The sequence below is a fragment of the Exilispira thermophila genome, assembly GCF_055389015.1.
Genome location: NZ_AP042476.1, coordinates 108,714 through 132,288 on the forward strand (window position 1 = coordinate 108,714; position 23,575 = coordinate 132,288).

Sequence of the window (23,575 nt, forward strand, 5' to 3'; positions counted from 1 at the left end):
CAAATTAAAAAGGTTAAAAATAAAGATTAATTTTCTTAAAATTTTATCCCTGCGTATAAATTAATTAAAAAATCATCATTGCTAGATTCAACTTTTTTTATAATATTATAAGCAAAGTTAATTTTTAAATAAAAGTAATTAATGTCTATTTTAATAAATGAATTCAAAATGAGTGTATTTGAAAAAAATGGTAGAAAAATATTATTATTTTCATAAAGCGATAAATTATTTAAAATTGTGTATAAAAAAGATAGATTAAAATTAAAAATTAATTCATTAAAAGTATTGTTTTTAAGTTTAATATAAAAATTTATATAAGGTTTAATCTTATAACTAACTGGAAAAGTAGAGAAGACATTTATAACTGGATATTTAGAAAAGGAAGTTAAATCCGGTGCAACATTTTCAAAATATTCTTTGTTTTCCAATATTCCCTGGTTATAAAATTCTATTTTATTATCAATTCCTGTATTAAGACTGGAATTTGTAATATTAAAAACATCATAAAAAGTATAATTTAATTTTAGGTTTAAATTAAAATTATTGCTGGAATATGTAGTTATAGTGTATTGATGAAGAGATTCATTTGCAATTGTAATAGTTGAATCAAATTTGTAATTTAATAAACTAAATTTATAAGAACATGAAAGAATGATATTGAAATAAGGATTTAAAATATAGTTAAAATCCTGATAAGAATAAAAGAAAATATTGTAAAAATTATAATATATATCTTTATCATATTCATATTGTGGTGAAATCTGAGTATAAATATCTATTTTTGATTTTGAAATAATATTATTTAAAGGATAGGTAAAAGATAGGTTAATACCTGTTTCTGCTGATGAGATATTATTATCAAGATAATAATCATATGAATATATATATGAAAAGTAAGGACTTATTAATGTAAATTTTTCAATATTTTTTAGATAAGTCAAAATCAATGATTTTTTTATTATTTTATTAAATTTAAGTGAAAGTTTTTTTGAAATATTTTTTAAAAGAGAATCATTTCCTGTAAATAGAATAAAATCAATAGAATCACTTTCTGTAATTGTATCAACTATTTTTTCATTTTTAACATCAAAGATGGATAGTGTTATAATAATTATTCCATTATCAAAAAAAGCTTTACCAAAAATAGCATAATCAATTTTATTAATAAGATATTTTTTATTGGATATAAGAAAAGAATAAAAATCAGGATTATCTATATAAAAAGATTTATTTTTTAAGTCATTGTTTTTGTTAAATAAATTGGAAAGTTGTGATCCATAAATAATTTTATATGGTGTTTTGTTTATAAACTCGTTTATAAGAAGGGAAGAGAAAGTATTGATTGTATCATTGTCAAGAGAACTTGAATTGTATATATCAAAAAATGCTATTTTAATATTGTTATCAGCAAATAAAGATGGAGTATATAAAAATAAAAATATGAAAAAAAATATTGTAATATATAAAAATATTTTTTTCATTCTTTTTCCTTAAATTTATAAAGTTTCAATTCTAAAATTGTATTTATATATAGACAAAAATATTAACAAAAATAAATTATTGTCAATAAATTTCTGTTTTGTTAATAATAAAATTGAAATTATTGAGATATTTAAAAAATAAGAAATAATTCTATCCTTATTATAATTTTTCTCATTAGGTTAGTTATGTAATTCTTTTAGTTTATATTTTAAAAACATTTATAAAAAAAATAATATTATCTTCTCTTTAGCACCTGGCAACTAACATCCACTCGAAAAATTATAATAAGGATAGATATATATATTTAACTTATTTAATCAAATATAATAATATCAAATTTTATTATTATCTGCACCTACCACGAGGTCATTATAACTCTATAGCCTTTGGCAACTAACAATCGCTCTAAAAATTTCAATTATGATATAAATATTGTTTTTATTTATTAAATCAATAACAATAATTTCAAATTTTATTATTAACTGCACCTGCCACGAAGTCATTATCTTCTCTTTAGCCTTAGGCAACTAACAATCGTTCGAAAAATTATAATAATGATAGATCTTTTTTGTTAATAATAAAATTAAAATTATTTATATATTTTAAAAATAAGAAGTATTATATCATAGTTGAAATTTTTCTCCTTAGTGTAGTTATATATTTCTTTTATTTAATCTTTTTATAAATTAAGTCTAAAATAAAGTTTAATCTTTTTTGTCTTTGACAACTACAATCCAGTCAAAAAATTTCAATTATGATTTATATATTTGCTTATATTTATTTAATCAAATATTTATTTCAAATTTTATTATTAACTGCATCAACCACGAAAAATATTTTATTCTCTTTAGCTTTTGAATTTTTATAAATTTCAATCAGGATACATTAATTTAATTTATTTTTATTAAATATAATAAATTTTTTTAAAAAAAATTAAAAAATTGTTGAAAAATATTTTTATTGATATAAAAATTTTCAAAATATATTTATTCCAATTAATTATAGCTATTATAATAAAAAGTTATAGTTAAAAAATATTTTATTTTAAGGGATGATTATGAGAAAAATAAAAATCACAAAATTGATTTTAATTTTATTTTTATTTATCCTTCTTTTTTCAGGGATAAATATAACAATTGATAAATCAGGGTTAAAAATAAATAAAAATATAATAAAAGCAGTTTTTATAGATCCAGGTGTTGGAGGTGGTGGCGTCAGTGGAGACGATGATACTGATGATTCTACATCATCTGACTCATCTAATCAAAATAATGATATACATCCTAAAGAGACAGAAGATATATATACTGAAATTGATATTAATGATTTAGTTAAAGATTATATTGGCAATAATAATATAAATATTTCTAATTATCAAATTAAAAAACCAAATGAAAATAATATTAATAATTTTTCAGAAGATTTGATTTTTGTTAATTATATAAATAGTAATTATAGTAATACTATAAAAAGAGAAACTCAAAATAAAATAATTAAATACCATTATATTTATAAACAAAAAATTATAGATTTTCCAGATAATATATACATAATTTTTTCAAATAATATTCAACTAAATTCTAATAAAAAAATTGTTTTTATCCAATCATCTAATTCAAAAATAAATATAATTTTTAAGGGAAAAATTTATGGTAATTATAAAATAGAATTAATATCAAAAGAAGGAGGTAAAATTTATGCATATACAGCATATAAAGAGGATAAAGGTAAAATAACAATTACAACATCTTCATCATTAAAAGGTGTTCATTCATCAGATTTTAGTAGTAATAATTTTTATAATAATTATCAAGTTCCTTTAAATAAATATTATTTTAATCAAAAGGATGGTAAAGGTAATATAATTGTTCCATCAAATGATCTTTCAGGAAGAACAATAAGTGGTAAAACAATATATTCTCCGGCAATAAAGTTTAATTTAAGTAGAAAAATTGGCAGTTTTGTTCGTGGAGGAATTGATCTAACTCCAACAATTTCAAAAATTGTTGTGAATGCTTATTTAAAGAGAGAAGATGAAGAAACTTTTCCAAAGAATCCCACTTTTACCTATACCTATGAAAATGGGGAGAAAATTTCTATTCTTAATGTTCTAAATGATATTATTAATAATTATCAAATAGGTGAATTTTACTTTACAATCTCTGTAACAGATTCCAATGGGATAACATTGAATAGTGATAAAATTAAAGATGGAAATAATAATTTTAAATTTATATACATAAGAAATTTAATTAGTGATTATGATATTCAGCTTTATAATAAAAAAAATGAATATATAGATATAACAAATAATGGTTTTGAAAATATTAAAGTTATCAATAGTGATGGGGATTTAAAAATAAGTTTATCAAAACTTATTGGTGCTAAATCAATATCCTCTTCCTGTTTTCAAGAATATATAAAAAATAATATGACAATTAAAATAACTAAATATAATGAAGCAAAAGGGTGGGAAGAAGTTGACAAATCTATTACACTTATAGATATAGATAATAAAAAAATTTCATTTCATGAATCTTCAAATAATATTAATAATGGATCCCCCTATATTGATATTGATATATCCAATTTAATAAATGACAGTATTGATAAAGAAAAATTTAAAATAGCTGTTGATTATAGTGATATTCTTCTGAATACAGTATCAAAAAGCTCATCATATGTATTTATTGATACGAAACTGCCTGAAGTTTATGTTTTAAAAAATTCTGAAGTTAATGGTTTTTTAAAAGATTTATCTAATAATGAAAGTGTTGATGGTTATTTTAAAGATAGCAATAATAATAACATAAAATATATTAATTCGGAATTTGGGGAAGAGGATTTTATATATGGGGATTATATACTTGATAATGCAAATAATAATGAAATAAATCAAAAAGAGGTTAAAGGGTTAAAATTTTCAATTGTATTTTTTGATAAAACATCACTTGAAATTTCACCTTATGGAAGTACAGAATGGTATGATATTTTAAATCAAGGTACTAGTACAGATATTAAAGAAATTATTAAAAATAATATTAGTTTAAATGATACTAGCACTAATAAAGATGATTTTAATATTTCTGTATTTGTTGATGAAAATAAAGATATTGTGATACCTGATGAATTAAAAGATTATAAAATAAAGATTTATAATGTTGAAGTAAAATATAATAATGAAAAAAATGCGATAAAATACAACTATTTTGATAATAGAAAGATTGAATTTGAAATAAATTTTAATTTATGTGATTATGCGGGAAATACATTTAATTCAAATAGTGATAATACTATAAATAAAACAGGACTAAATTTTGTAGATAGGACATTTTATACACCATCAACAAAAGTTGTAGCTACAGAGGGTTTATTGAAAAAAGAATTTATTTTATCTTCACTTTCCTTGATGGAAAATGATGATAGTAGATACACATTCAGATTAAAGCTTAAAAATGAATTTATAAAATGTAACAAATTTGAAGTAGAGGTTCTTGATGAACATGGATTAAATATATCTGATGAGAATATAGTGTATGAAAAAGATCCAATTTCAACAAATTATTATTTTGAGATAAAAGGACTTCCAGTTAATAAACCAATAAATATAAAGATTAATACATATTATTATGGTTTTGATATAGAAAATCAGAGTAAACAGGAAAAGAAGATTGAGGGAAAACAAATAACGATAGATCCACATGCTTTTGAAGCTTATTTACAGAAAGTTATTGATATTTCACCTGATTTTAATGAGGAGACTGATGTATATATAAAATGGACTTTATGCCCTTTATATACATCTAAAAGTATTGTTGTACCAGAAGGGTGTAGCCTAACAATAGCAGGTGAAACAAAAATAGTCTTGTATGTGCCCTATGATGTAAATACATCAGGTAGTCTTGAAGTTGAAAATGATAAAAAAATAATTGTTTATGGAACATTGATTATTGAAGGTAATGATGAAAATGGAAATGACTTTTATCATGTGCCATATATTTCAGCTGTAGACATGGATACAACTAATAATAGTAGTCCAGATAATAATAGCCAGAATTGCGAAAAATATTTTGGTGGTATATATTTAATGGATGGGGGAAATCTTTATTTAAAAAATCTTTTAATTGACCATGCATACTCTGCAATCTTTTTTGAAAAAACAGAAAACCTTTTAATGCTAGTAAATGAAAATCCTTATATAAACTTTATTGATAACAACAATAGTAATAACAATAGTGCTGGATATAATATAAATGGGTATAAAGATTTTTTAACCCTTGTTATTAATAAAGTAAGTTCAACATATAAAAGTGAAGATGGCAATGATATTCCGTTATCTTCAAAGACACTTGTTTATTTTGATAATGTATATATAACAAATAGTAAAGTATCATTGCTTTTTTATTCAAATGAAGGTATTGAAAATATCATTAACAGTGCATATAAAGATAATGTTATAGAATTTTTTGAAAAATATATTTTAGCCTCATATGTTTCAGACAACAATAATACAAATAATGGTAATATTAATAATTTAATCCATATAAATACAGGAACACTGCCATTAGTTGAATCAAAGATACTGGTTCTAAATGGTGTAAGGGATATTATTTTAAATGATTTAAATATAAATACAGATGAAAACCTGATGGATTTAAAAACATATATTTCAGGTTATGTAAAGTAAATAGACATACTATAAATAAAAGTGTGTAAAATAAAAATAAATATAAAAGTAATGCAAATATAAATTGAATTTTTTATTGTGGAGATAAAAAATGAGTAAAAAATTAAGATTAATAACAATTATTCTTGTTTTAATAGCAATTAATGTACTTAATATTTATGTTTCAGATTATTATGATAATAATATATTAAAAAAAATCTTTTCACAGGATATTTTTTCTATCAAAGTATATGGAAATGGAGAAGGGAGTAATTACTCAGATTATTTTAATGAGGTTTCAATATATAGTATAAAATACATTTCTTCCTTTAATGATGGAGATATTAAGAAAAATATTTCTAATGTAGAAGTAAACAGTAATGAATCAATAATTGAACACAATTTCAAAAATATTTTTAAACTTATAGATAACAAAGGAGAAACATATATAGAAACAACAGGTTCTGATGGAGCTGGAATTTACTTTGATAAAAAGCAAGAGATTGTAAAAATTGATGTTAATGTTTTAGAAATTGAAGGGGTTGATAGTGAAAACAAAGTAAATCAAAGAAATGGTAATTTTAAAAATAATGAATATAAAGGCAATAGCTATATTACAATATATTACATTAAAGGTGGTAAAGTTGAGTTTGAAAGGGGAAAATATTACTTACAGAAAGGTAAAAATGAGATTTATATAAATAAAATATTTACAGATAATATTTTGATTAAGTTTAATTTTAAAGGTAAAATTGGTGGAATAAAATTTTATTCACTTTCAGATACAGGGTATACAGGGCCATTAAAACTGAAAACCCATGCAAAATTAAAATATTTGAACAAAATTGGGAAAAAAATATGTGATAATGATATTATAAATTATACAACATTATATAAATACTATATTACTTCAAATGGTGTATATCTAAAAACTGATAATTTCGCTGATGTTGAATATTTAAAAATATGGGGATATATACCAGCCTTTTTAAGGGTAAAAGTTAAAAATAGAGAGGGAAAATATATTGAAATTTTAAAAGACATAGATGGGACTAAATTTTATAGAAATAAATTTAATAAGATATCACTTAACATTGATGAGGATTTTAAGAGCAGAAATAAAATAGATAAGGTTAATGATATCCTTTTAGAATTCTATAATTTCAAAAGGAAGATGGTAAGGATTAATGAGATAGAGTTATGGGGAAAAGGAGCAAGAGAAAGTTCATTATTAAATGGGATAAGAAATAATATAGATAGTAGCTATAACTACAATATAGATGGATTTATTCTTGATGATGCAAAAAATATAGAAAATGGATATATTAATTTAGATGTTGGGACAAAAACATACATTTTTCTAAATTACAGATTCTTAGGGGTATTTGAAGGCAATAGTCTTATCAGGGTAAGCTCTTCATATTTTAGAAGTGGATTTAATTTAATTGAATATTTATCTCCCTCAGGTAAAGTTAAAGTTAATTTTTTTAAGGTTTATCCTTTATACAAAAATGGGAAATTAAACTATTTTTGTGATACAAATTTATTAAATGATGGAAAAGTTGATAAAGGGGTTTTAAAAGAAAAACAATACCTTTTATTAAAAGGGCATTCTTCTATTGATAGAGTCAGGATATATGGATATTTAGATTTAGATAAAGATGGGAAAGATGATTTTTATAGTAAAGGGAAAAATAAAGATAGTGGAGGTAAAGAGAAGGATAGGATAAAAAAGGAACTTTCAATTTATTTTAATGGAAAAAAGATAGAGTATTCACTGAACTTAAAGGAAGGGATGATTGAAATAGTTCCATTGGAAGAATATAAGAATACAGGGATAATAAGGATTAAGGGTAATATTAAATATTATGAAGTGGAAATATATGGGACAAAATATTTTAATTACTATATAAAAGGTGCAAATAAAGGTATTTACACATTTGAAAATGGTGATGAAACTAAATTATTTGATGAGGTAAAAAAGGTCAGGGGAATTGATATAGATGATGATATAAATGGAAATAATGAGAAAAATAATAAAGAAAATAAAAATAATTTTAATAATAATACTTACAGCTGCAATAATATAAAAGATTGGACAGATGTAATAAATGATGATGTATTAAAAATAGCAGAAGAAAACATAGAAAACGATGATACATTATCAACAATAATAAATTTATATGCTGGAAGTGATGAATTCTATAATGAAGGGGAAGTATTAAAACAAAAAGGGGAATTTGATAGCAGGATAACTTCAACTTTATCCTGTGAAAGAACAATAAAAAATATTGTTGATAAAAAAGGGTATGAAACAAGGTATGGTTATGATACATTTAATAAAATTGTTCAGTATTTTAAAATAAGGCAGTTAAAAGAGATTAATGGAAATGGTAATGGATATCAAAAAGATAATACAGGCAATAGCAATTATATTCATTATTTTAGTGATGGAATAATAAAAGCTGGAAAAAGATATTTAACTTTATTTAACAGTAACTGGGATATTGATCATATAATATATAATGGAAAAGAATATGATTTTAAAGATGGAATTTGTGATATAGAAATAAAGATAGATGATGGAGAAAATGAATATTTATTATCCACCTATAATTTTGAAGGGGTTAGAAGAGAAGTAAAAATAAAGTTAGAGGGGCTTTCAAAAAAGATTAAAGTAAAAGGGGATGCGTATTTCAGGCGAATAAATGATAAATTTTATGTTGTATTTTCTAAAACAGGAAAAGTCTCTTTTTTAAAATATTTAACCCGCCTTTCAAATGGAGCCAGTATTTATAAATATTCAACAGAAAAGCAACTTTATTCAGATAATATAGATCCAGATATTAGTTTCAATAATTCAGCAGATTCAAATAATAATGATGCTACTCTTTGTTTTGGATACTATATATCAAAAGATGAAAAAAATAAGATTGATATAGCACTTTATGATAAGGCAGGGAATAGATACAATTATGAAGATTTTATAGATTATGATACAACACCCCCTGAAATAAATGAAGTTATTTATCCAGAAAATTGGGTTAATTATGATCCTTTAATAAAAATAGATGCAAAAGATGAGGAAAGTGGAATAAGCTATGTTGTTATTTATTTAAATGGAGAATTTAATAATCAGATTGTTTATTCATTTGAACAGGGTAAAGACAGATATGTTATTAATGATGAACTTGCTATTATTAATGCAATAGATGGAAAAAATAGAGTAAAAGTTGAAGTTTCAAATAGGTTAGGGGAGTTTGCATCAAAAGAATTTTATGTATATATAGATAAAAGTTCAGCCATAATCAATTTTGCCGAAAATTTTGGGCAATATAATTACAATAAAGATGATGGTAATTATTACACCAATAAAAGGCAGATAGGTTTAGAGTTTAGTGCAAAAGAATATAGTATTGAGCAGTTAAAAATAAATGGTATTTCTCAAAGTTTTGAAAATGTTTTAAAAAGTATTGATATAGGAGGGCAGGTATATAGTAAGCAACAGGCAATAAGTTCTGGATATATTGGTGATACAGGAATTGATTTAGCAGGTAGCTATGGTGAATGTGAATTTGAGAATAAACAGGATTTGAAAGAAGGGGATAATATTGTTTCTGTGTTTGTTAAAGATAAAGCTGGGAATGTAAGTGTAAACTCAGCCAATTTTGTTTGTGATACAATTGCCCCTGAAATAATAGTGTTAAATAAAGATGAGGCATACAATAAAGAAAGGATTGAGCTTGAAATAAAGATAAAAGATGCAAATCCAGATAAAGTATATATAGATGGAGAGCAATGTTATGTAAAAGAGGTAGAAGGGGAAAAGATATATAGCAGGTGGATCAAATTTAAAGTTGAAGGGGATAATTCTTTTGTTATAAAAGCAGTTGATAAAGCAGGTAATGAAAGTAGTATAAACTGGATAGGGATATATGATATAACCCCACCGGGAGCTGTTAAGAATTTTAAAGTAAATTATGATGGAAAGATAAACCTTTTAAGTTTTGAAAAGCCAACAGAAGATACAGTATCGTATAAAATAGAAAAGGAAGTTTATCATTTAGATGAAAATGGAGCTTTAATAGGAGAAGTTGAACACTTTGAGTATAAGACAGACCAGGATAGAAGCAAAAATGATTGCAGTTTTTCAGATGATGGTTCTGATGAAAAGCCAGCATATGAAGGAGAAGCTTTTAGATACAATGTATATACAGTTTATGCAATAGATCATGCTGGTAATATTGGACCGGGGTCAGCAAGAAAGAATAAAGTTATAGGGGATGTAAAAGAGAATGAAGATACAGTAGTAGAAAATGATGTTGATAAAGTTAGTGTTAAGATTAAGGGAAATAGTGTAGAAAATATAAAAAAGATAGCAATGAGTGTATCAAAAAATAATGATAAAGAAAAAGATTATGACAGTGGAGTATATATCAATTTAGAGCCAGAAGGGGTTGAATTTAAAGATTATGTTGAACTAACAATTGATGTAAAATCACTTGAGGCAAGCAGTTCAACAATAAAAGAAAAAGTTGTTGAACCTGAAAATATGATACTTTACTATTATGATAAAGAAGCAGGGGAATGGAAACCGGAACTTACCTATTATGATAGCGAAAGTGGAAAGCTTAAAGGGTTTATTCACCATTTTTCAACATATAAATTTGATATACCAGAAATGTCAGCACAAATAAAGAAGGGGATTGTATCAGGTAATAATTATTTCTCTTTTAATAATGAATATGTTGATGAAGGGTCAGGAATTGTATATGTTGACAGAACTGAAGAAGTATTAAAAAGTTCAAATGGAGTTTCCTTTGAATTAAAGGGGCTTTTCAGTTCTGATGGGGTTAATTCAAAAATTGCACCAGTTTCCAGCAATTATGGGTATATGATCCCTTACATTGAAAATGGGTATTTACATCTTGAAAATGGAGGAAGTTATAAACTATTCTTTGTAAATGGAAGATGCATATACAACAGGGAGATCTATTTTGAAGCAGAAGTTATTGATTCAGCAGGACAAAAATCAATAAATGTATATTTTAAAGATGGGACAAAATATTCATTTGATGCAGAAGGGTATTTTAAAGGGGAAGTTCATAAATTAAAAGGGAGTCAGGTAAAAAATTATTTAAAAGCGATATCAGCAGGACTTGATGCCCTATCAGGGATAGGGAATAATGATTATGTTGATATCGGGTATAATTTATATAATAAAGATATAATTGCACCATTGAAAAGAATAGAGGATTTTACAGGACAAAACCATATAGATTTTTACTATACAAAAAGGGAGTATAGCAAAAAATATGAGATGTATGTTACAGAGAAAACTATTTGGACAGAAAATGGCCATACACATACAGAAACAAAAAAATACTGGAAAGAGGATACAGATAACAGTAAAAATATTGATGTTCCACAGATTGAGCATATTGAGGTATATAGTGCAGGGCAATTACAAAAAAAATATTTTTTCAATTACAATGATACTGTTTTAACAATGACAAAATATCTATCAGATAAATACAGACAGACAGAAAAATATAGCACAGTTAATAGTATAAAAAAGGTATCTGCTATATCAGATAATAATTATTTTTCAAAAAATTTATCACAATATGATGTTGTAAATATAGATAGGACAATTTCAGATAATCGTGAAACAATAACCCTGATAAAAGGTGGAAGAAAAGTTCAAGTACGAACAGAATATAGAAGTTTAACTAAATGGGATATAGATAATATTGAAATATTAAATGATGAAGGGGGAAGAAGTTATTATTTATTTGAAAGGAAAAGTTTTTCAAAACCTTATGAAAATGAAAATAAAGATTTTGAGAGAGATGTATGTATAAAAAAGATAAGTTATAATAAAAATTGGCAGGTTCATGCAAAAATCGAGTTTGAATATTTTCAATCAAAAGGAGGGTATAAAGACAGGTTTACCTCAACCCTGGTAAGTTATTATGGTGCAAATGGATTGAAAAAGAGGGTATATAACGAATATATGAAAATATTTAATACAAAGCAGGTGTCTGATAAAGATAATAATAAACTTTTAAAATCTTACACATTTATGGGAGAAGGAAGTAGTTTTTATACTAAAGAAGGAACTGATTTATTTTCCTCTGATGGAGAATATGTTGAATATAACCATAATAATGATGGTAATGTAAGGATAGAAAATAAAAGTTTTTATGAGGGATTGAGAAGTATAAATAGTGCTTATGGTTCAGGATACACTATTTCAGCAGGTTCAAACAACAGTTTTATTCAGCTTAAAAAAGGTAACAAAACAATAAAAATATATGAAGATAAGATAGAAGTAAAAAAAGAGGGAAAGATTCTATTTATATTCCCTTATAGTAAAACAATAGATACAACAGGTTATACAATATATAAATCAAGTGAAATTATAAATGGTGCTAAATTTGAGTATAGAATAGTAATTGATAGAATAAATGGGAAGATGGTGGTATATAAGCAGATCTATGCAAAAGAGGGGAAGGATATAAATGGAGAGAGTTTTGTAAGTGGATATAGTGGCAGGGTAAGTAGAATTGTAAAAAAAGATTATTCAACAGAAAGTAGCGGGACAACAATAGAGGATGTTTCATATAGTTATGATAATAAAGGTAATGTTGTCAAGATAGAGAAGAATAATGAAATAGATGAAAAAGGGTATAAAAGGCTAAATAATGGGAATAAGTTTAAATATGTGGCTGAATATGATGTAGTTTACTATAAGGATGCAGCTAAAAAATATTTAAAAATTTATGGATACGATGAAGACAGTGGCAATGTTAAAGAGGTATCAGATTGTGGATATATAGGGGCAGCAACAGTATTAAACAATACAACCCTTGAAAATTTAAAACAAGAGGTAGAAAATAAAGGACGGGTTGATTATTATACTTATGATTCTGCAGGAAGAATGAAATCTTCAATATCAAGAACAGGATTAAAAAAAGAATATACATATAATAGTGGTTATCCGCAACCGGTTCAAATAATTACAAAAACTGCTAATAATACCCCTTTGACAAAGCAAATGATAGTCTTTGATACAGTATTTGATACCATATTGAAAAATATATCCTATATATATGAAAATAAAAATTTTAGAAAAACCAATGAAACATCCTTTGAATACTATAACACAGGGGATATAAAAAGGGAGATTGGCAATAATACAACCTATCTTGATAATGAGGGAAAAATATTTAAAACACCTGTTAAAACCTTTTATCTTTTTTCTAAAAATATTGTTGGTGTAATTAGTTATGTGGATAGATTTAATGAAAATATAGAAGCTGAGCTTGAACAATTATCGCAAAGCTATATTTCAACATTTAATGATGATTTTATTAATAATAATAATATCAATGTAAAAGAGTATATATTCTCAGAAACAGAAAGTTTTTTAAATAACAATAAAGGCACAAAAGCAGAGGGGATAACATCTTTCAACCTTTATGAATTTGATGGGTTATCACATATTATTGGGATATATAACTATAATTTTGAAAATAGTAATAACAATAACAATATTAATGTTAATTCTATATTAGACCCTTCCACTAAAATATGGAAACAATATACAATAAAGATAGGATATGACAGTCTTGGAAACAGGATATCAATGACCTATCCATCAGGAAAGATATTAAAAAGGGTTTATGATGCTTTATCAAGAGTTAAAGAAGTTTATTTAAACATATCAGCAATGTCAAATAATACAAATAATACAAATCAATATATTATTCCATCAAATTTAAATGTTGATAATGATGGTGATATAAAGTTATATGAAATAGAATATTTATGGGGTAGTTTTACTGATATTACAAATAATCCTGTAAACAAGATAAAATACACAAAATATTCAATAAAAAATTCTAATAAATACATAATAGAAAAATATACAGATATAGATGGGTTTGATTTAAAATACAAAAAATATTTTAATGATAGTTTGTTAAACTATAAGACAAATGAATACAATGATTTAAAACAATTAACAGAAACAGTAGAATATTCTTCTGATGGAAATCTATCATATGCAATAGATTATGAATATGATAAATATGGGAATCAGGCTAAAATATTGTATCCAGAATCACAATATTTAGAACCCTTTGTAAGTTATATTGGTGGGAAATATGAACTGAATGGAGTGGATAATATAATTACAAAAAGGAAAGAGATAGAATCTGAATTTAATAATCTTAATAAAAAGATAGAGGAGAGTTTGAAAGTAAATATAGATGGTAGTGAAAAAACTTTAAAAACAAAATATGAATACAATATATATGGAGAGGTTATAAAAAAGACATATTTTGATGGAAGTTATGAAGAATATGGATATGATAAACAGGGGAGAAAGGTATATTTTAAAGATGTAGATGGGCAGATAAGTTTTAAAATATATGATGATAAAGGCAGACTAATAGCAACAAGAGGTAAGAATAAAGATTCATATACCTATTATCTATATGATATATCAGGTAAATTAAAAGCAACAATTGGTTCAAATGGCCTTTATTACAATTATGAGCCCCCATATATTGATGATAACAATACAGGATTATACAAAAAAAACCCATCCTTTATAATATCATTAAAAGGTTATCAAAATGTTTTAAATGATTTTATAAGTAACAATAATAATAGTAATAATGAAATAACTTTAACAGAAGATTTACAAAAAACAATGGTAATAAATTACTATGATAATTCAGGAAGAGTGATTTATAAAAAAGATAGAAGGGGGAATTTTGTATTTAATATTTATGATATAGATTCAAATTTAGTAAAACAGATTATATATTATCATTCTGATGCTAAACAAATTATAACAAAAGAGATAAAATATGATGTATTGGGTAATGCTGTTCAAATTAGAGATAAAGATAAAATTACAAAAAAATATATTTATGATGGATTTAATAGATTGGAAAAAGAATATATTGTATCAAATAAAGGAAATAGAAGATTAAATAAACATTATCAATATGATATATATGGAAATGTGGTAAAAATATATACCCAGAAAGGGACAGGAGAAAAATTAATAAAAAGTATAACCTATGATGGGTTATCAAGAAAAATTGAAGAGATTAATGAATCAGGAATAAAAAAACAATATTTTTACAATTCAGATGGAACAGTAAAGAAAGTGAAAGTAATATCTTCTGATAATAAAAGCTATGAGATAAACTATAGCTATGATAGAACCGGTAATGTAACAAAAAAAGATAATGCAGGAGTTATAACATACAATGCGATAGGGTTTGAAAATATTGACAATAAGGAAAAATACATTAATTATGAAATATATCCTTATGATAGTTTCTCAATAGATGAGAATCAAACAAGTGGTGGAAATTTAAAATATGTATTTAATAAAGTTGTGTATAAAGATATTAAAGATGTGGAATATATAAAAAGAAGTGATGGAGTAATAGTTGTTCCTGAAATAGATTTTAATTTATCAAAAGATATTGTATTAAAAGAAGATATAGATAATAATTTAAAAGAATATATTAAAAATAAAAATATTAAATATTTTGTAATGAATAAAATGAATTATTTTAAAGATTATTCTTTATATGATCAATGGAAAGAAAATAAAGATTTATTCTATAAGCAATGGGAAAATGAAAAAGAATCATTAGAAGGAAAATATGAGTTTAAAAAGACAATATCAACACCTGCAAACTTACCAGTATTGGTTAGCACAGAATCAAATATTAAAACAATGTTCATTTACAATGACTATGATGAACCTGTAAAGAAGTTAGACTATATAAATGGTAAAAAATATGAACAAAAGTTAAAATATGATAATAAAGGGATATTAAAATATGCATCACTTGTTAAAACAGAACAGGATTCTGATTTTAAATATATTGAAAATACCTATGATGATTTTTTAAATTTTAAATCAACTACAGGTTTATTTGATATATCTTTTAATGGGTTTATGCAAATAGGTGATATAGAATACTCAAATGGGACAAAGATTGGTTATGATTATGATGAGAGATTCAGGTTAAATAGTATTAGTGTAACTCAAAATGATGTAATATTATACAAAGAGAATTTAATTTTTAATGAGAAAAATCAAATAGAAAAGATTGAAGAAACTGGAAAATATTTACAAAAGATAGGTATCAATCTTTCAAAATCAACAAAAGAATTTAGCTATGATGGATTTGGAAGACTAATAGAAGCAAACTTAACCATGCCCATTGAAACAAAAATGGAATTATCTGCAAATAAAAATGATATATATTACATAAGTAAAGATTTTTATCCACAAATATCAAAAGATGAAACAAATAAATATTTATCAGGAAGTAATTTTGATTTAGGCCTTGATGATGGTAGTAATACAACAAATACTACATCAAATGATAATAATAACACCTGGCATATAGATGAGACAAAGGATAAAGATAATAACAACAATGAGGTATTAAATACAAACTGGTATATAGATATGAGTGAGAATTCAATAATATTTAACCTTTCAAAAAATGGAGAAAAAATAAATAATGTGAAAGAGGCAGGTATATATTATTCTCTCTATTCTATAACATCAGATTCCACAGAATTAAATAACAAATATAGCCAGATACTTGAAAAATTTAATAAATCTTTATTTGAAGTATATTACAATGATGATGGAACCTGGATATTCTTGGATAAAAGTAAATATAACTTTATATTGGAAAAAGGTATAATAAGGATAAAGTTTAACAATAATATGAACAATTTAAAACAATTAAAATTACATTATTTAGAAGATATTAAAAAGGTTGTATTTAATAAAAGTGAAACAGGAGAAGACATTTCCTTACAAGTTTCAAGCTATGATGAATATGCAAAGATTTTACCAGAAGGAAGAGGATATATAGTTGTAGATGCAGGTAATGTTAATATAACTTATACTTATGATGAAAGAGGAAATATATTAACAAAGAAAAAGGTAATAGGTAATTATACCATAATTGAAACTTTTACATATTCAACTTTAACAAATAGATTATTAACATCTAAAAAAGAATCATATTCAGCTAATTCTAATGAAAGATATTTAATAGAAAGTTTTAGATACATATATGATTTAAATGGGTCATTGATAAAAAAAATTTCATTAATAAGGGATGAAAAAGAGAAATATATTTACAATTTGAAAATGAGATTAATTGAATATACAAAAATAATATCAGATAAAATTGTATCTTATGGAAAATATTTATACAATGGATTAAATGAGAGGGTTTGCAAAGATACATTTAACAAAGATAATAAATTAAAGGAGGTGATGGTATATGATGTAAAAGGAAATATTGGATATATAGAAAAAGATAATGGAAAAGAAAAAACAAGTTTTTCATACCTATTTCTATTTTTAGTTCCTCTTGTAAGGATAAAGAGGAAAGATAAAGATGGTTCTTTATCCTTTATCTCCCAATCAGAATCAATAACATTTGACAATGAAACTATAGAAGTAATAAAGGAATTTAGCAAAAAAGCATTATTGTTTTATTACTATAACTACATTAAATCATTGAAATTTACAATGGATGGTGAAGGGAAAATAGAACAATGTTTTGAATATTATCCTTATGGGGATGTGGCAAAAGAGTGGAATAGTAAAAATGATATATCAAATTTAAATAATAATAACAATACAAATGTTGTAGAAGAAACAAACTCCATAGAAGAAGTATCCCCAATATTTGCATCCCATATGCAGGATGTAGAAAGTGGCAACTATTATGCAAAAAATAGATATTATTTATCAGGTTTAGCAAGATTTAATAGAGTAGATCCAGCAAAAGATGGGATAAATTATTATGCATATTCTGGTGGTGATCCTGTAGGTAAGTTTGATCCTTTGGGGTTGAGTTCTATTAACAATGAAATGAATCCTTATGGGTTTACAGAAAATGATAATCAAGAAATAGGTGTAATAAATATTAAAGATAAAAATGATATTACATGGTACTATAATAAATATGCCGATGGTACATATTCATATGATTATAAGATTGAAAATAAAACAACTCTTTATTATAATAATGGAACATCAAAAACTATTAAAAATAATATTACAGATACAACATTAAGTAATAATACAAATAATAATAAAGATAATGATATAAAGGATACGGATACAGATTCAAATGAAAATGATGTTCAATTTACAGAATATAATGATGAGTCTGAAAAAACAGGATATGGAAATGATATAAATAGTTCAAATGATAATATTGATAATATAATAAAAGAAATGGAAAGGAATCTTAGAAAAATATTAATCAATAATAAAAAGGTAGTAAAAACTATTACAGATAATTTAGATGAGGGATTATTACAAATTAAATATTTAGAAAATGGAATAAAAGGATATAGCAAAGATGGAAAAATAATAATAAAAGGTAAAGTAAAAAATGTGCTTGAAAAGAATATAAGAATAATAAATAAAGATACATTTTTCAGATATGGAGTCAAATTTTATTTAATGGATACTTTTGGATATACAGCTATTTTCACATTGGTAACAGATATAGGTTTATCTTTAATAGATGATGGAGATATAAGTAAAGAGGAAATGATAGATATTGTTACAGATTTAATAGTAAATGAGATGAGTGCTGGAGGTTCTTTAGTAGCAAGTTTATTGGCAGTTTATTGGTTCCCTTTTACAATAACAGTCTTTCCAGCAATGGAAATTGCCTTAGGTTATGGTATACAAAAGGGTTTAGAGGCTATTGGTGCAAAAGGATTTATAAGGAATTATATAGCATCCCCTATTGTAAACTCCATATATCAAAATAATAGTAATAATCCAAATAATAATAATTTATTAAATTTTCCAGAAATATATAACATATGCCCTGGAATGTAATATTGGACAGATAAAAAGGAAATAAAAATATGAAAAGAAAGAAAAGAAAATATAAAAGATATACAGATGAAGAGAGGCTATATAAAATATTTGATCAATATTTTGCAAGAGAAGATAATCTAACAAAGGGATTCTGGGAAAATTTTACATTTCTTTTTGTTTTTTTGTTTTTTCCATTAGGAATATGTATAAGGCCAGAATATAGACATCATAATTTAGTTATAGCATTATTAGCATTTATAATATATATTTCTTTAATAATTGTTAATAGATTAATGTATTTATACTATAGAAAAAAAAAGAGAGATAATATTTTAAAAGGTATTTTATATGTTGAAAGTATGCTTTTATTAAGAGGAATATTAACATTATCAAATTTTTTTGGATTTGGTGTTTATGTAATTTATTTTAACTACAGGAAATTCCGATATCCATTAGCAGTAATGGAACCAAAAGTAGGGATATTATTTTTATTAACAATAATAATATTGTTGATAATTATATTAAAAGATAAGCAGCAGAAAGAATATATATATAGTTTTATAGATAAAAAGAAACATATATTTAGAGGGATTGTAGATTATGTAATAACTCCTACAAGGGGAACCCAGATGCAATGGGAAATGCTTGAGAAAGGAGATTATGATAGAAAGAAATATAAAGGGATAAAGTATAAGATAAAAGCAATAATGATAAAATATTTATTACCAGCATCCCCATTATTAACAGCAGTTGCATTATCTATAGGAAATAATTCATCAAAAAAAGGTGGTGGTCTAGGGTTAATTGGTGATATGTTTTTTAAATTATTTGCTGTATTTTTTAATATTTACATTTTACGAGGAACATTATTGATGCTTATACCATTATATTACATAACAAAGTATGAAAAAGAGAATAATGTAAAGATGAAATGTCACTGGAATGAGATAGAGGAAATTTTCTGGAAGAAAGTAGAAAAGAGAAAGATGGAAAAGGAAGCAAGAAAGCAACAAAGAAAACTTGAAAAAGAAAAAAAGAAAAGGGAAGATAGTTAAAAAATAGGTATTTTAATAAAATTTATCCCCGTGGTAGATGCAGTTAATAATAAAATTTGAAATTATTGTATTTATAAATATTAAATAAAAATAAATTAAATTATTTATTTTGTCTATCATTATTAAAATTTTTCGAGTGATTGTCAGTTGCCAAAGGCTAAAGAGAAAATATTTTTAGTCTTTTAAAAATGCATAAAAAAGATTAACTAAAAAGATTACATAACTGTCTTAATGAGAAAAATTTTAATGATGATAGAAACTATTAAATTATTTAAATATTTTAATAATTTTAATTTTATTATTAACAAAAAGTTGTATTTAATAAAAGTGAAACAGGAGAAGACATTTCCTTACAAGTTTCAAGCTATGATGAATATGCAAAAATATTACCAGAGGGAAGAGGATATATAATTGTAGATGCTGCTAATGTTAATATTAGCTATACTTATGATGAAAGGGGAAATATATTAACTAAAACAAAGGTAATAGGGGACTATACAATTATTGAAACTTTTACATATTCAACTTTAACAAATAGATTATTAACATCAAAAAAAGAATCATATTCTGGAACAGATAGTCAAAGATATTTAATAGAAAGTTATAGATACATATATGATTTAAATGGTTCTTTGATAAAAAAGATTTCTTTAATTAGGGATGAAAAAGAGAAATACACCTATAATTTGAAAATGAGATTAATTGAATATACAAAATTGATATCAAATAAGGTTATATCTTACGGAAAATATTTATATAACGGATTAAATGAGAGGGTATATAAAGATACATTTAATAAAGATAATAAATTAAAGGAGGTGATGGTATATGATGTAAAAGGAAATATTGGATATATAGAAAAAGATAATGGGAAAGAGAAATCATCATTTAGTTATATCTTTCTCTTTTTAGTCCCACTTGTAAGGATAAAGAGGAAAGATAAGAATGGCTATTTTTCCTTTATCTCACAATTAGAAACAATAACATATGATAATGAAACTATTGAAATAATAAAAGAGTTCAATAAAAAAGCATTACTATTCTATTACTATAACTACATTAAATCATTAAAATTTACAATGGATGGTGAAGGGACAATAGAACAATGTTTTGAATATTATCCTTATGGGGATGTAGCCAAATTGTGGAAAAATGAAAATGATATATCAAATTTAAATAATAACAACAATACAAATGTAATTGAAGAAACAAACTCTGTTGAAGAAGTATCCCCAATATTTGCATCGCATATGCAGGATATAGAAAGTGGCAACTATTATGCGAAGAATAGATACTATTTATCGGGATTGGCAAGATTTAATAGAGTAGATCCAGCATCTGATGGGATAAACTGGTATGCATATTCAGGGAGTGATCCTGTAAGCAGGTTTGATCCATTGGGGTTGAGTTCTATTAACAATGAAATGAATCCTTATGGATTTACTGAAAATGATAATCAAGAAATAGGTGTAATAAATATTAAAAATAAAAATGATATTACATGGTACTATAATAAATATGCCGATGGTACATATTCATATGATTATAAGATTGAAAATAAAACAACTCTTTATTATAATAATGGAACATCAAAAACTATTAAAAATAATATTACAGATACAACATTAAGTAATAATACAAATAATAACAAAGATAATGATATAAAGGATACAGATACAGATTCAGATGGAGAGGGTTTAAAATTTACAGAATATAATGATGAGTCAGAAAAAATAGGATATGGAAATGATACAAATAATTCAAATGATAATAATATAATAAAAGAAATGGAAAGAAATATTAAAAAAATATTAATCAATAATAAAAAAGTAGTAAAAACTATTACAGATAATTCTGATGAAGGATCATTACAAATTAAATATTTAGAAAATGGAATAAAAGGATATAGCAAAGATGGAAAAATAATACTAAAAGGTAAAGTAAAAAATGTTCTTGGAAAGAATATAAGAAGGATAAATAGAAGTACCTTTTTCAGATATGGAGTTAAATTTTATTTAATGGGTACTTTAAGAGATACAGCTATTTTAACATTGGTAACAGATATAAGTTTATCTTTAATAGATGATGGGGATATAAGTAAAGAAGAAATGATAAATATTGTTACAGATTTAATAATAAATGAGATAAGTGCTGTAGGTTCTTTAGGATTAAGTTTAATTTCCGTAGGTCTTGCTCCTGAATTTATAACAGTCTTTCCATCAATAGAAATTGGTTGGGGTATAGTGATACAAGGCATTTTAAATGCTATTGGTGCAAGAGGATTTATAAAAAATTACATAACTTCTCCAATTGTAAACTCAATATATGAAAATATAGATAATAATACAAATAATAATGATTCTATTAATTATCCTGATATGTATAAGGTATGTCCTGGATTATATGGATTATAATAGTGAAATGATAAAAGGAAATAAAAATATGAAAAGAAAGAAAAGAAAATATAAAAGATATACAGATGAAGAGAGGCTATATAAAATATTTGATCAATATTTTGCAAGAGAAGATAATCTAACAAAGGGATTCTGGGAAAATTTAACAGCTCTTTTTGGTTTTTTGTTTGCTCCATTAGGGATGTGTATAAGACCAGAATATAGGCATCATAATTTAATAATAGCATTATTAGCATTTATAATATATATTTCTTTAATAATAGCAAATAGATTAATGTATTTATATTACAGAAGAAAAAAGAGAGATAATATTTTAAAAGGTATTTTATATGTTGAAAGTATACTTTTATTAAAAGGAATATTAATGACATCAAATCTTTCTATATTTACTGTTTATATAGTATCTTTTAATTATAGGAAATTCCGATATCCATTGGCAATAATGGAACCAAAAATAGGGATATTATTTTTATTAACAATAATAATATTATTAATAATTATACTAAAAGATAAGCAGCAGAAAGAATATATATATAGTTTTATAGATAAAGAGAAACATATATTTAGAGGGATTGTAGATTATGTAATAACTCCAACAAAAGGGACAGAAATGCAATGGGAAATGCTTGAAAAAGGGGATTATAATAAGAAGAAATATAAAGGGATAAAGTATAAGATAAAAGCAATAATGTTAAAATATTTATTACCCTCATCCCCATTATTAACAGCAGTTGCATTATCTATGGGAAACAAGTTATCAAAAGAAGGAGGTGGTCCAATAATTGATATATTTTTAAAGTTATTTGCAGTATTTATTAATGTTATATTTATTAGAGCAATTTTATTAAGGCTAATAGTTTTATATTATATAAGAAAGTATGAAAAAGAGCATAATGTGAAGATGAAATGTCACTGGAATGAGATAGAGGAAAGTTTCTGGAAGAAAGTAGAAAAGCGAAAGATGGAAAAAGAAGCAAGAAAGCAACAAAGAAAGCTTGAAAGAGAAAAGAAAAAAAGGGAAAATAGTTAAAGAATAGGTATTTTA

At 24.2% G+C, this 23,575-nt stretch carries 7 protein-coding genes; 6 read left to right on the forward strand and 1 reads right to left on the reverse strand.

Features of this window, described 5'->3' with window-relative positions:
• Window positions 1-35 precede the first annotated feature (35 nt).
• Complete coding sequence (locus ACZ5EC_RS00485; RefSeq protein ID WP_464303011.1) at window positions 36-1,481, reverse strand: hypothetical protein; 1,446 nt, start codon at window positions 1,479-1,481, stop codon at window positions 36-38.
• 1,058 nt (window positions 1,482-2,539) lie between these two features.
• On the opposite strand from ACZ5EC_RS00485, the gene ACZ5EC_RS00490 reads away from it, so the two are divergent.
• The 6 genes from ACZ5EC_RS00490 (at window position 2,540) to ACZ5EC_RS00515 (ending at window position 23,560) form a co-directional block, all read left to right on the forward strand.
• The gene (locus tag ACZ5EC_RS00490; RefSeq protein ID WP_464303012.1) at window positions 2,540-6,169 is read left to right on the forward strand and encodes a hypothetical protein; all 3,630 of its coding nucleotides are present in this window, start codon (window positions 2,540-2,542) and stop codon (window positions 6,167-6,169) included.
• Between the two features lie 91 nt (window positions 6,170-6,260).
• Window positions 6,261-19,079 carry an RHS repeat domain-containing protein gene (locus tag ACZ5EC_RS00495; RefSeq protein WP_464303013.1) on the forward strand — a complete coding sequence of 4,273 codons (12,819 nt, stop codon included), beginning with the start codon at window positions 6,261-6,263 and terminating at the stop codon, window positions 19,077-19,079.
• Window positions 19,080-19,108: 29 nt separating this feature from the next.
• Window positions 19,109-20,116 (forward strand): hypothetical protein, encoded by a 1,008-nt coding sequence (locus tag ACZ5EC_RS00500; protein ID WP_464303014.1) that lies wholly within the window; start codon window positions 19,109-19,111, stop codon window positions 20,114-20,116.
• 231 nt (window positions 20,117-20,347) lie between these two features.
• The gene (locus ACZ5EC_RS00505) at window positions 20,348-20,527 is read left to right on the forward strand and encodes a hypothetical protein (protein ID WP_464303015.1); all 180 of its coding nucleotides are present in this window, start codon (window positions 20,348-20,350) and stop codon (window positions 20,525-20,527) included.
• Window positions 20,528-20,808: 281 nt separating this feature from the next.
• Window positions 20,809-22,530, forward strand: coding sequence for an RHS repeat-associated core domain-containing protein (locus ACZ5EC_RS00510; RefSeq protein ID WP_464303016.1), 1,722 nt, complete (start codon window positions 20,809-20,811; stop codon window positions 22,528-22,530).
• Between the two features lie 28 nt (window positions 22,531-22,558).
• Window positions 22,559-23,560 (forward strand): hypothetical protein, encoded by a 1,002-nt coding sequence (locus ACZ5EC_RS00515; protein ID WP_464303017.1) that lies wholly within the window; start codon window positions 22,559-22,561, stop codon window positions 23,558-23,560.
• The last annotated feature ends 15 nt before the right edge of the window (window positions 23,561-23,575 follow it).